Source organism: uncultured Desulfosarcina sp. (genome assembly GCF_963664155.2).
Lineage (GTDB): Bacteria > Desulfobacterota > Desulfobacteria > Desulfobacterales > Desulfosarcinaceae > Desulfosarcina.
Genome location: NZ_CAXXXH010000001.1, coordinates 4,535,743 through 4,548,688 on the forward strand (window position 1 = coordinate 4,535,743; position 12,946 = coordinate 4,548,688).

At 57.1% G+C, this 12,946-nt stretch carries 11 protein-coding genes; 1 reads left to right on the forward strand and 10 read right to left on the reverse strand.

Annotated elements, in window-relative coordinates; translation table 11 throughout:
• Window positions 1-26 precede the first annotated feature (26 nt).
• From ACHZBS_RS20605 to ACHZBS_RS20630, 6 genes are all read right to left on the reverse strand, one after another.
• On the reverse strand, window positions 27-899 hold the full coding sequence (locus ACHZBS_RS20605) for an arginase family protein (protein WP_319408402.1): 873 nt from the start codon (window positions 897-899) through the stop codon (window positions 27-29).
• A 126-nt stretch (window positions 900-1,025) separates the two neighbouring features.
• Window positions 1,026-1,763, reverse strand: coding sequence for an SDR family oxidoreductase (locus ACHZBS_RS20610; protein WP_319408403.1), 738 nt, complete (start codon window positions 1,761-1,763; stop codon window positions 1,026-1,028).
• Between the two features lie 17 nt (window positions 1,764-1,780).
• Entirely contained in the window at window positions 1,781-2,581 is an 801-nt protein-coding gene (locus tag ACHZBS_RS20615) for a zinc-dependent peptidase (RefSeq protein ID WP_319408404.1), read from the reverse strand.
• Window positions 2,582-2,699: 118 nt separating this feature from the next.
• Window positions 2,700-3,563, reverse strand: coding sequence for an alpha/beta hydrolase (locus ACHZBS_RS20620; protein WP_319408405.1), 864 nt, complete (start codon window positions 3,561-3,563; stop codon window positions 2,700-2,702).
• 63 nt (window positions 3,564-3,626) lie between these two features.
• Window positions 3,627-5,267 carry an L-aspartate oxidase gene (nadB, locus tag ACHZBS_RS20625; RefSeq protein WP_319408406.1) on the reverse strand — a complete coding sequence of 547 codons (1,641 nt, stop codon included), beginning with the start codon at window positions 5,265-5,267 and terminating at the stop codon, window positions 3,627-3,629.
• Between the two features lie 3 nt (window positions 5,268-5,270).
• Window positions 5,271-5,936: a TIGR04211 family SH3 domain-containing protein gene (locus ACHZBS_RS20630; RefSeq protein ID WP_319408407.1), complete on the reverse strand. Its 666-nt coding sequence runs from the start codon at window positions 5,934-5,936 to the stop codon at window positions 5,271-5,273.
• A 158-nt stretch (window positions 5,937-6,094) separates the two neighbouring features.
• Here ACHZBS_RS20630 and ACHZBS_RS20635 point away from each other — a divergent pair, with 158 nt between their 5' ends.
• Window positions 6,095-6,514, forward strand: a complete 420-nt coding sequence (locus tag ACHZBS_RS20635; protein WP_319408408.1) for a DUF1178 family protein — start codon at window positions 6,095-6,097, stop codon at window positions 6,512-6,514.
• A gap of 325 nt (window positions 6,515-6,839) precedes the next feature.
• Here ACHZBS_RS20635 and ACHZBS_RS20640 read toward each other — a convergent pair whose 3' ends face one another.
• From ACHZBS_RS20640 to lon, 4 genes are all read right to left on the reverse strand, one after another.
• Entirely contained in the window at window positions 6,840-9,089 is a 2,250-nt protein-coding gene (locus ACHZBS_RS20640; RefSeq protein ID WP_319408409.1) for an ATP-dependent RecD-like DNA helicase, read from the reverse strand.
• Window positions 9,071-9,637: a D-glycero-beta-D-manno-heptose 1,7-bisphosphate 7-phosphatase gene (gmhB, locus tag ACHZBS_RS20645; protein WP_319408410.1), complete on the reverse strand. Its 567-nt coding sequence runs from the start codon at window positions 9,635-9,637 to the stop codon at window positions 9,071-9,073. Before gmhB ends, ACHZBS_RS20640 begins: the two co-directional genes overlap by 19 nt.
• 117 nt (window positions 9,638-9,754) lie before the next feature.
• Window positions 9,755-10,495 (reverse strand): septal ring lytic transglycosylase RlpA family protein, encoded by a 741-nt coding sequence (locus ACHZBS_RS20650; RefSeq protein ID WP_319408411.1) that lies wholly within the window; start codon window positions 10,493-10,495, stop codon window positions 9,755-9,757.
• 22 nt (window positions 10,496-10,517) lie between these two features.
• The gene (lon, locus tag ACHZBS_RS20655; protein WP_319408412.1) at window positions 10,518-12,869 is read right to left on the reverse strand and encodes an endopeptidase La; all 2,352 of its coding nucleotides are present in this window, start codon (window positions 12,867-12,869) and stop codon (window positions 10,518-10,520) included.
• Window positions 12,870-12,946 lie beyond the last annotated feature (77 nt).

The following is a 12,946-nucleotide window of genomic DNA, read 5'->3' on the forward strand; positions in this document are numbered from 1 at the left end:
CAGGCGGCTGTTGATAGGGTTCCCGATCAGGCGCGGCTTGAGAGAACGTCCGCGATCAGGGTGACCAGGCGTGACCCTGCACTGCCGTCTGCATCCAGTGCCGGATGATAACAGGCGACACTCATTCCGGCAATTCTCCCGGAGGCCCAAACGAGACTCAGGAATTCATGGGTTTCTTCAAATGAAAGGCCTCCGGATTCGGGGAACATTACCGGCATGAGCGTCGGATCGATGACATCAACATCGAAGTGGAGCCATAAAGGAATCCCTCGTTGCGTGAGATGCGCCAACCCTTCTTCAACGACCGATTTGATTCCTCTTTCCGCCATGCGGTGCCTGTCATAGACCCGGATATTAGATGCGGCAATCTGATCCCAGGCCCTGATGCCATAAACCACGATATCTTCTTCCTTCAACAACGGGAATTTGCCGGCGACGTGAGTGATCCCACGGGGGCCGCGGCCGGTTACTATCGACAGTTCCATATCTGCTGGATCGCCGCTGGGCGATGTCTCGGGGCTATGGAAATCGGCGTGGCCATCGAGGAAGATGAGGCCCACGTCGCTGTCCTTTTGCGCAAAGGCGGAAAGGATTCCCACCAACATGCTGCAGTCCCCACCAAGCAGCAGTGGAAATGCGCCCCGACTCAGTATCGCCTCGCATTCTCTTGACAGGCTGGTGGAAATGTCGATCCACATTTCAAAATCTTTGATTCCCGTCCCAGGATCATGAATTTCCCGGAATTGAAAACCCGACAGATCGCCGAGATCGTCCACCGTATGTCCTTTTGACGATAACAGGGGGAGCAATCCCGCCCGCCTCAGCCCTTCTGCCGGGTTCTCTATATCCGGCGGCGATCCAAGCCCGTTAAACGGCGTTCCAAGAATCTCAATTCTCACTACTATACCCTCGTTTATGGTGTGGAATTACCCACTCCGAATAATTCCGGATACAGATGTCTTTTGTCGTGGTTTCCCGTTTAGCATGACTCAACCTTTTGGATCGAAAAGAAAAATTTTCTAAGGTTAACGATCCTGTTTGATCGGACGCACGACGATTTCGTTGACATCCACATCGTCGGGTTGTTCGATCGCAAATGCCACCGCCCGTGCGATGGCGTCCGGAGAGATGGCAAATGCATCCCGCCTTTCACGTATGTTTCTGGCCATCTGTTCATCGGTGATGGAATTGGCCAGTTCGGTAACAACAATTCCCGGAAAGATGACTGTCGAACGGATACCGGGCAGATTTTCCATCCGCAGCCCTTCGGAAATGGCCCGTACAGCGAATTTCGTTCCGGAATAGACCGCCGACCCGGGAAAGACGACCTTTCCTGCGACAGAGGAGACGTTGACGAAATGCCCAGCCCCCTGCTCGGTGAAAAAGGGCAGGGCTGCCGCGATGCCGTAAAGTACGCCCTTGATGTTGACGTCGACCATCCGCTCCCATTCGTCGACTTTGAGCTGACTCATCGGCGACAGGGGCATGATGCCGGCATTGTTGACCATCACGTCAATGCGGCCAAAGGTTTGTTTGGCATGCTTCACAAAGTCCTCGACACTTTTGCGCCGGGTCACGTCCAGGGGATGGATTTGGGCGACGCCGCCGGTTGACTGGATCGCGCCGCGGATGGTCTCGAGACGATCCATGCGACGCGCACCCAGAAGGACTCTCGCTCCTCGCCCAGCAAGCAGGCGACCCGTTGCTTCTCCAATACCGCTGCTGGCGCCTGTTATCGCGACAACTTTCTCTTCACCGTTCATGGTTTGCTCCTTATGGATTAGAAATTTATACAGTTGTTCCGGGACGCACGTTTGGAAGGGTCCTGACGGTAGTATTCCTGCAAAACGCGATAAAGATCCGGTGAATGCTCAAGCAATGACCGCGGTTGATCGAAGAATTGCTCTGTGGCGACTGCAAAAAATTCCGCTTCGTTAGTCGCACCATAAGCATCGAGGAAAGATTTCCTGCCTTTTGCGGTGTCATGTTTGAGACGCAAATATTCACGTGAACATGTCTGGACCCAGTCACGGTATTCCGCCCGGTCGCGCAGGGGAGGGGTACCGTCGGCCGCCCCGTCGAGCATGTCCAGTTTATGGGCGAATTCATGGTAAACAACGTTGTGGCCGGACTCCGGATGGCGGCCGCCGTGCAGGGCAGCGTCCCATATAATAATTACCGGCCCCTGCCGGAACGCCTGCCCGAGAATGGGATGCTCAGGGTCCACGGGTGCGAATGTGTTTTCGAAGAAACCCGGCTGGCGTCGAGGCGGAACAACGGTGGATGGGTAAACGATGATAGATGCGACATTCCGGTAGTAGTTGTGGGGCAAGCCCAGCAGGAGCAGGCAGGCCTGGGCTGAGATCGTGACGCGGATCTCGTCGGTTTGTTCCAGTCCACCGGCTCCTTCCCAATTTTTTTCGTCGATGAAGACCTGAATCAACGCATGCAGGTGAGCACGCTCGGCATCTTCCAGCATGCAGTAGTGGGCGACGTTGCGGCGAATTATTTTCTCCCATATGGAAGGGAAAGGAGACCGGGTGAGCTTCTTTCGGCGACGATCCATATACCAATGAAACATCGGAATTCCTTATTGTTGAGATTCGAGATCGGTTGAATCTATCTGATTGTGATTATACGTTAATTAACTTTTTTTGGCTCTCAATTGCCGGTCTGGTGGCGCTGTTTTTGCGCCAACATCAGTTTGGGGCGGGAAGCCCAAGAAACTTCGCCATCGCCTCATTGACCTGAATCGAGTGGGTGACCGGCGTGGAATGGCCGCCCGGGACGATTTCCAGAAAGCCGTTTGCAAGCAGTTTGGCCATCTGTCTTGCGTGCGCAATTGAGATTACATCGTGGTCGCCGATTATCACCAGGGTAGGGGCGGAGATCTCTTGCAGATCTGCCGGTTGCAGCACAGGGAAGATCCGCCACATGCGCTTGATACGGTTTTCCAGTTCAACCAGTTGCTTTCCGGCTCCAGTCCACCATCGTTTGAGCCAGTATGTCAGCCCGCTGCTCTGGGTGTGCGTTTCCTCCAGAGCTTCGGAGGTAAGACCGGTCGGGCTGAAATTTGCGCTGATGGCAACAATTCGATTTACCCGTTCAGGCGAGTACCGTCCAAGCAGCAAAGCGGTATTTCCGCCGTCGCTCCAGCCAATCACGTCGGCCTGACGGATGCCAAGCTTGTTCAGGACATGTATCGCATCGGATGCGAGCAGGCGATAATTCAACTCATTGGCGCCAAGGTCGGAATCGCCGTGTCCGCGAATGTCCGGCAGCACAACCTGTCGGCCCGCTGAGACCAGCCAGGGAATCTGGGAGAACCAGGCGAGTCGGCTGCTTAATCCGCCATGCAGGAGCAGAACCGCAGGACCGCTGCCGAAACTGATATAGTGGATGCGTGCATCCGCAGTCCTGACACTCCCTCTCGAGGCTGTGGCGGCAGGTGTCAGGGTCCAGACCAGATAACGGACAAACGCGCCGGACATGGGCATCAACAGAAGGTACCCGGACAGGAGAACGAAAATGATGATGCCTGAGGTGATAAGGTACAGTTTCATCGGAAGTTCCGCAGGTTCCTGAGATCATTTGCGGGTGTTTTTAAAAAAACGGGTCCGGCAGGATTACCCCACAATTTGCCGACGGATCACCGTGTCTTTCTTCCATCGGTGATCGTCTCTTTTCGGGTAGCCGATATTGTAATGCAGGCCGCGGCTCTCCTTGCGGTGGGCGGCGCACTTGATAATCAGTTCGGCCACGGTGGCGATGTTGCGAAGCTCGATGAGGTCTGGTGAGACTTTGAAATTCCAGTAGTATTCACTGATTTCGTTCTGGATGGTGTCGATGCGGCGCTGGGCACGGGCCAGGCGCTTGTCCGAGCGAACGATGCCTACATAATTCCACATGAGGCGCCGGATTTCGTCCCAGTTATGGGCAACCATGATCTGCTCGTCGCTGTCGGTGGTGCCCACGTCATCCCAGCCAGGGATATCCGGGAAGATTCCCCTGTCGTTTTCGGCACGGTCCCGGACCGCCTGGCGGGCGGCGGCATCGGCGTAGACCAGGGCCTCCAGCAGGGAGTTGCTGGCCAGGCGATTGGCGCCGTGAAGGCCGGTGCAGGCAGTTTCACCCACTGCGTAGAGGCGGTTGATGTCCGTGCGACCGAACATGTCGGTGACCACGCCGCCGCACATATAGTGGGCGGCCGGCACGACAGGAATCGGTTCTTTGGTCATGTCGATGCCGAAGGCCAGGCATTTTTCAACCAGGTTGGGGAAGCGACTGGTGACGAACGCCGCCGGTTGGTGGGAGATATCCAGAAAGACACTGTCCTGGCCGGTGCGTTTGAGTTCCGTGTCGATGGCTCTGGCCACCACGTCCCGGCAGGCCAGGTCTCTTTTTGGGTCGTATCGTTCCATGAAGGAGTTTCCCCCGGCATCCATGAGGCGCCCTCCTTCTCCGCGCACCGCTTCCGAGATGAGAAAATTCTTGGCGGCCGGATGATAGAGGCAGGTGGGATGGAACTGGACGAACTCCAGGTTGGCCACGGTGGCACCGGCCCGGTAACCCATGGCAATGCCGTCACCGGTGGCGATGTCCGGGTTGCTGGTGTAAAGATATACCTTGCCTGCACCGCCGGTGGCCAGCAGGGTTATATCGGCGCCGAAGGTCATAACCTGGTGCGATTGGCGATCCAGCACGTAGGCGCCGCAGCAGTAATCTTCGTGAGTGGTGGTGACCAACCCCCGCCTGATGCGGGTGGAAAAGGTGATCAGATCGATGGCGATGTGGTTTTCGTAAAAACGGATATTCCGGTTTTGGCGAGCCCGACTCAAAAGCACCTGTTCCACTTCACGGCCGGTCATATCGTGGGCGTGAACGATGCGGTTGCGCGAGTGCCCGCCCTCCCGGCCCAGATCAAAAGGCTCGCTGCCGTTTTCACCCGGACGGTTACCCTCCGTGTTGAAACTGACGCCGATTTCCATTAATTCCCGGATTCGTTCCGGCCCGCCGACCACGACCTGGTGAACCACGTCCGGGTTGCACAGGCCATCGCCGGCATCCAGCGTATCCTGGATGTGCAGGTCGAAGGAATCCTGCTGATCGAAGACGGAGGCGATACCCCCCTGGGCGAGGTTGGTGTTGCTGTCCACGGCTTGCTTTTTAGTGACGATGGCCACTGTACCGCTGCCGGCCACTTTGAGAGCAACCATCAACCCGGCGATCCCGCTGCCGATGATCAGAAAATCAGTCTGGATATTCATGTGTCAATACAGGGAAGAGCGGGCTTTTCGCCGGCTGGAGCTGAAGAGTCCGATGAAAAAGCCCACCAGCATGATTCCACCGCCGGTAAGCACCCATTGGATAATGCGGCTGCGTTTCATCTGCATGTTTTCTTCATCCAGTTTGGCCGAAAGGGTTTTTTCCGCTTCCAGATCGGCAACCACCTGTTGGTGGCGCTGCTTGAGTTTTAAGAACTCAGAGGATTCTTTCTTCAGGGTCTCATAAGCGGCGCTGAGTTGGTCGCGGTCCTTCTGGTTCTGGGAAAGATCGGCATCGGTCGCTTTTTTCTGTGCATTGAGCTCGTCGTAAGTTTCCTTCAGGCCCTTGTATTTGGCGGCCAGCACATCGTAGTCCTGCCTGACGCGGTCCAGCACCATGGCGCAGGGCTGGCTGGCGGTGAGATAGCGGTTGAGCACCCAGCCTTCTTTGCCGCTGTGGTCGCGCACCATGGACCACTCTTCCCCTTTTTCCAGTATCTCCAGGGCTTTACCGCTTTGGACCAGTGAAATGATTTTTCGGTCTGAGCCGGGGCCTGTCCGCATGGTGATTTCAAAGTCTTCGGACACGTAAACGGTTTCCGCAACGCTTGCGGCCGGCAGGATTAAAAGGCCAATAAGAACCATCCAGAACCCTACTTTCAGGTTTTTCATAACCAATTCATACTCCATTTTATTGGGGTTGTTTCAGCCACTGGAAAAAACGGACCTATTTTGAGTTGAAAAACAATCATCTGTCAATAATTTCTTTTCAAACCGCAAGCCCTGTGGTAATCCAAAAAGTGTAACAGAAACAGGCAGGTGAAGGCTTTATGATCGCGTATGACCTACAGTGCAGCAACGGCCACCAGTTTGAGGGGTGGTTTGAAGACAGCCGATCCTTCGACCGGCAGAAAAAGCAAGGGATGATTGCCTGTCCGGTCTGCGAGGATACCGTTATCCTCAAGGTACCCTCCATGTTTGCCATCAAGGGTTCATCCGGCACCCTGCCGCTAAACGCCGCCGCAACTGCGGACATGGCGGCCCTGGGAAAAAAGATCGTCGACTATGTGCAGAAAAATTTCGACAACGTGGGCGCCGATTTTGCCGAAGAGGCGCTGAAAATGCACTACGGCGTAAGCGAACCCCGGAGCATCCGCGGCGTCAGCACACCCAAAGAGGAAGAGACCCTCAAAGCCGAAGGCATCAATTTTTTCAAGATCCCCGTGCCCTCGGACCCGGACGCATCCTAGCAGGTAGATTCCGCACTCCATTATTCCGATAGGCCGGACACTGCAAATCTTGGCCAACCAAATCTTAAAAAACAAACTACAAATGACAAATCTCAAATAAATTCCAATTTTCAATATCCAAATTTCAAGAACTGCAACAATCTGAAATTGATCGTCATTTTTTTTCTCCACTAATTATGCTTGGAATGCCCTTTCTTCAAGATTACCGGGTTTGGAGTTTCGAATTTGATTATTGTGATTTATTTGTCATTTGGTTTTTGTCTATTGTTCTGTTTTTGTTTGTTTTGAAACCGAAGTAACAATTCCACAATCCACATTGCCAGCTTTAGACTTCCATCGACCGTCCTCCGTCTTCAGTCAACGCCCGGTTCAGGCGCCGGGCCAGCGTGGAGCGCCGTTGCCGGGGGCGGTCGTTTTTCAGGGCCACGTGCAGGGCCTTGGCGGTGCCCACCATGACTACCAGCTGCTTGCCGCGGGTCAGCGCCGTGTAGAGCAGATTGCGTTGAAGCATGATGTAGTGCTGGGTGAGCAGGGGGATCACCACCGCCGGGTATTCCGATCCCTGGGATTTGTGCACGCTGATGGCATAGGCCAGGCTCAACTCGTCCAGTTCCATGAAGTTGTAGGGCACCTTTCGACCGTCGTAATCCACCTCGGCACGCTCAGCGTCCAGATCAATGCTGTCCACGATGCCGATATCCCCGTTGAAGACCTCCTTGCGATAGTTGTTGCGCAGGTGCATGACCTTGTCGCCCACCTTGAACCGCCTGCCCATAACGTCCACCTGCTCGCCGGCGGGGTTCAGCGCCTCCTGGAGCACCCGGTTCAGGTTGAGGGTGCCTACCGGACCGCGATGCATGGGGGTAAGCACCTGAATGTCGCGGATGGGATCCAACCGCAGGTGACGGTCCTTCCTGAAATGGCGGGGGATCTCCTGCCGGCAGAGGGTGACAACAGTTTCGACCACCCGCTCGGGATCGGCCTGTTCCATGAAGTAGAATTCGGACAGCGCATCCGGGTCATCGGGGGGGGCAATGATCGGTGGTTGGCCGCTGCGGACCCGATGGGCATTGACGACGATGGCGCTCTGCTCATCCTGGCGGAAAATCTCGGTTAGTTCGAAGGTTATAATCTTTTTGGAACGGATCAGGTCGGACAGGACGTTACCCGGCCCTACCGACGGCAGTTGGAACACGTCCCCCACCAGGATCAGGGTGGCGGTTACCGGTACGGCCCGGATCAGGCTGGCCATGAGCAGGGTGTCCACCATGGATGCTTCGTCAACAACGATTACATCGGCCGTCAGTTGATCGTCTTCGGTTCGCTCAAACTGGCCGTCGGCCAGGTTGTACCCCAAGGCCTTGTGCAGGGTTGCCGCCGGCCGACCGGTTACGTTGGAAAGTCGCCGGGCGGCCCGCCCCGTGGGTGCGGCCAGCATCACCCGGCGTCCCAGTCTCTCCATGACGGCGGTGATGGAGCGGATCAGCGTGGTTTTTCCGGTGCCGGGGCCGCCGGTGATCACCGATACCTTGTGGGAGAGCATCTGAGAGAGGATCTCCTCTTGCTGCGTGGACAGGGTGATGGACAGTTTTTTCAACACTTCCTCAGTAATCAACCGGCTGTCCGGCGGCGTGTCGTCCAGAGGTATGGACTGAATGGCCGCGATGCGGCGGGCAATGACGGTTTCGGCCTGGTGGAGCATTTTGGGAAAGACCAGGGGCGAATCCGCACCCTGCGCTTCATCCGCCAACACCAGTTCACCCGCTTGAACCAGGTCATTCAGGGCGGCTGTGCCGGTTTCCAACCCGACGTCGAAGGTTTCCCGGCACTGGTCGAAAAGCTGGTTCTGCGCAATATAGGCATGTCCCTGGTCCACGGCCTGTTCGAAAAGGTGAAATATGCAGGCTCTGGCTCGGTCCATTTCATCCACCGGTGTATCGGCGTGCCTTACGATGGCATCGGCAATGCGAAAACCGATCCGGGGGATGTCCTCGGCCACCCGGTACGGGTCGTTGCAAAGGATGTCGATGACATCGGTGCCATACTCGCGCAGCAGACGGCCGGCGTAGGCTGTGTCCACGCCGGTTTCCTCCAGAAATCGCATGAGCTGTCCGGCTGCGTGATGGGATTTCCAGGCGTCGGCAATGCGCCGGGCGGTCTTATTGCCGATGCCGGCCACTTCAGTGAGGCGCTCCGGATTCGCTTCGATTACCGCCAGGGTGTCAGCTTTGAAATGATCGATGATCCGGTCGACCAGCCGGGAGCCCACCCCTTTGATAAACCCCGATTCCAGGTAGCTGCGGATGCCGTCCACCGTGGCCGGCAGACGAACCGTGAAAACCGTGAACTTGAGCTGCTGCCCATAGCGGACATGGGTTTCCCAGCATCCCCGGACCTCTAAGGATTCGCCGACTTTGGGATCGGGCATGGTGCCCTTGATGGTAATGCTTCGGCCGTTTTCATCGGTGCGCAGCCGGGCGATGGTGAAATGATTCTCCCGGTTGTAATAGGTGATCCGCTCGATGCGGCCGGCAAGGGTAATTTCCAGGGGGAGGGTCATGGGTGTGAGTGGCACCGATCCAAGATCCATTGCGCCGCCCGGTCCAGGTCGGCGGCCACGTGATCGGGGGGGTGGCCGGTTTGTTCAAGGGTTTGGGCGGCGGTCTTCCCGTTGCCGGTTTTTACCAGGACCGTCAGACCGCAGCCGGCGGCCTGACCCGTTAGGATATCCTTGACGCTGTCGCCCACCATTACGGCACTGGAGAGGTCGATGCCGTAGCGGTCCCGCGCGGCGAAGATCAGTCCCGGTTTCGGTTTGCGGCAGCCGCAGCCCTCATCCGGACGGTGGGGGCAAAAGAAGATGTCCGTGAGCCGGCCGCCGGTGTCGGAGATCGCCTGACCCAGCCTGCTGTGCATGGTTTCCAGTTCCGTGAGGAGGATTATGCCGCGGTTGACCGCCGATTGGTTGGTGATGACAATGACCCTTATTCCGGCTTCGGTGAGGCGGGCGATGGCACCCAGGCTGCCTGGAATAAAAGAGAACTCAGCCCAGCTCTTGATATAATCGGGAGAGTCAACATTTATGACGCCGTCACGGTCGAGAAAAACGGTATTATAGCTCATAGCTGATTGAAAAGGGTCCAAGGGGTCGAGGATTCATGGATTCAAGGGATTGCGTTTCACCATGCAGCTTGCCATTTCATTTTCCCCGGGACATTTTCAGCCCTCAGTCCTTCGTCCTTATTCAGCCACGATAAAGGCATCGGGATACCCGCTGCTGGCCAGGCGTTGTTCGTACATTTCGGCGCTTTCGAGGTCGTCGCAGCGCCCCACGCGAACCCGGTAGAAGATCGCATCGCCGCGATCATAGGGCGTAACGTGGGCGTTGGTAAAGGTCTGGTCCAGCTTGGCCCGCAGGCGCTCCGCATTGTCCCGGCTTGAAAAAGCCCCCACCTGGAAGGTGAACGCGCCGCTGTAATAGTCCACGGGCACGAAGGCGTCGCCCGAGGCGGTCTGGTGCCGCTCACCCAGGGCCACGATCTCGACCCGGGCCGTGCCGGGACCCACTATGTCCATTTCCTTGGCCGCGGTGTAGGAGAGGTCGATGATCCGACCGTGAACGAAGGGCCCCCGGTCATTGACCCGGACATTGATCTGCTTGCCGTTGTCCAGGCGCCGGACCCGGACCCAGGTGCCTAAGGGCAGGGTCTTGTGGGCAGCGGTCATGGCGTACATGTTGTAGACCTCGCCGCTGGAGGTTTTTCGTCCGTGAAACTTCTTACCATACCATGATGCGATGCCCTGCTGGGAGAAATCCCTGGCGTGGGGCATGGGTTTGTACCAGGTACCGTCGACCCGGTAGGGCTTGGGGTGGCCTGGGGGTGTGGGAGGCGCAGGCGGGGGTGCGGAGGCACAAGCCTGAATGAGAAACAAGATCACTGAAAACAGGATCAGTGGGCATTTGTGAGTTTTTTTTGTCATTTGATCATTGGGTTTTGAAATTTTATTCCTTGATGGCGATTTTAAGCACATCGATCATTTTATCCATGAAATGGAACTGAATATCATCGCGAACTTTCTGGGGGAGGTCCACCAGGTCCTTTTCGTTCCATTTGGGCAAAAGGATAGTCTTGATGCCGGCCCGGTGGGCGGCCAGCATTTTTTCCTTGATGCCGCCCACGGGAAGCACCTGGCCCCGCAGGGTGATCTCGCCGGTCATGGCCAGGTCTTTATGGATGGTCTTGTTTTTCAGCAGTGAGACCAGGGCCGTGAGCATGGTGACGCCGGCCGACGGACCGTCCTTGGGGATGCTGCCGGCGGGCACATGGATGTGAATGTCGTGCTCCTCGAAGAAATTCTCATCCACTCCCAGCTTCTTCGCGTTGGCGCGGATGAAGCTCAGGGCTGCCGTGGCCGACTCTTTCATCACATCCCCCAGCTGGCCGGTGAGCGTGAGGCCTTTTTTGCCCTTCATGGCCGTGGCTTCGATGAACAGCAGATCGCCACCGAAAGGGGTCCAGGCCAGGCCCATGGCCACCCCGGGGGTGGACATGCGGGCCTTGGCTTCCGCCTGAAGTTTGACCGGGCCAAGGTATTCAGCCACGTCGGCCACCTTGATGGCGGCCTTCTTGATTTTGCCCTCGGCAATGCCGGCGGCCACGCCCCGGCAGATGGTGGCGATTTCCCGCTCCAGATTCCGCAGACCGGCCTCGCGGGTGTACCCGGAGATGATGCGGCGGACCGCGCCGGGGGCGATGTTGATTTGTTTGGCCTTGAGGCCGTGGGCCTCCCGTTGGCGCGGAATCAGGAAGCGGGCGGCAATCTTGACCTTTTCATCTTCCGTATAACCCAGCAGTTGGATCACTTCCATGCGGTCAAGCAGGGCCGAGGGAATAGTGTCGAGTACGTTGGCCGTGGTGATGAACATCACCTTGGACAGGTCGAAAGGCACGTCCAGGTAGTGGTCGGAAAAGGAAAAATTCTGCTCCGGATCCAGGACTTCCAGCAGGGCCGAAGAGGGATCGCCCCGGAAGTCGGAGCCGACTTTGTCGATTTCGTCCAGCATGAAAATGGGGTTGTTGGAGCCGGCCCGGCGCAATCCCTGGATGATGCGTCCGGGAAGGGCACCCACGTAGGTGCGCCGATGCCCCCGGATTTCCGCCTCGTCGCGCACGCCGCCTAATGAGATACGGTGAAACTTGCGGCCCAGAGCCCGGGCGATGGAGTTGCCCAGGGATGTCTTGCCGGTGCCCGGAGGACCGGCCAGGCAGAGAATGGGGCCTTTGGAGTCGGGCTTGAGTTTTCTCACGGCCAGGTACTCGATGATCCGCCGCTTGGCCTTTTCCAGGCCGAAATGGTCATCATCCAGCACCTTGCGCGCCTTCTTGATGTCCAGGTTGTCTTCGGTGGTTTCGTTCCAGGGCAGCTCGGTGAGCCAGTCCAGGTAAGTCATGGCTACCGTGTACTCGGCCGACGACGGGTGCATGCGTGCGAGCCGGTCCAGTTCCCGCTCCGCTTCCTTTACCGCCTCTTCGGGCAGTTTTTTCTCTGTGATCTTGGCCCGGTATTCGTCCAGTTCGACCGTGGCCTCATCGGTTTCTCCCAGCTCCTCTTTGATGGCCTTGAGCTGCTGGCGCAGGTAGTACTCCCGCTGGCGCTTGTCCATGTCTCCCTTGACCTGGGACTGAATTTTGTTGCCCAGCTCCAGAATCTCCAGTTGGTGGTGAAGGAGTTTGGTAACGGCCTTGAGGCGTTTGGTGGAGTCCTGTGTCTCCAGAATCTGCTGTTTCTCCTCGGGTGAGGAATTGATCGTGGAGGCCATCATGTCCGCCAGGGTGCCGGGTTCCTTGATGGAGGCAGCCATGGAGCCCATTTCCTGAGGCAGGCCCGGCGACAGCTGCACGATACGGCTAAACTGCTTGATGGCGTTTGCCATCAGGGCTTCGGTCTCGTTGTCCTTGTGGTTGATGTCGCTGAAGTGCTCCACTTCGGCCACCAGATAGGGCTTGCCTTTTTGGAACGATTTGACGCGGAAGCGGCTCAGCCCCTGAACCAGCAACTGTATATGGTTATCCTCGCTTTTGGCCATCTTCAGGATCATGGCGGCGGTGCCAACCGTGGCCAGGTCTCCGCTTTCAGGATCCGGTCTCACATTTTCCTGCTTTTTGGCCACCAGCAGGCCGATCATGCGGTCGTTGGCCATGGCCTCGTCGATCAGGTGGACGGATTCACCTCTCAACACCACCAGGGGCAACACCATTTTGGGGAACAGGGTCGCATCGAACAGGGGTAGTATGGGAAGCACGTTCGGAATATTGTCCGTGTTGGAGTCCAACGATGGTTTATTGTCTGGCATGACGCCCTCCTTAAAGGGTGTGTATGAGTGAGGCCTTTCGCCGACCGTAAACGTGGATACCGCTCACTAGCCTGCGG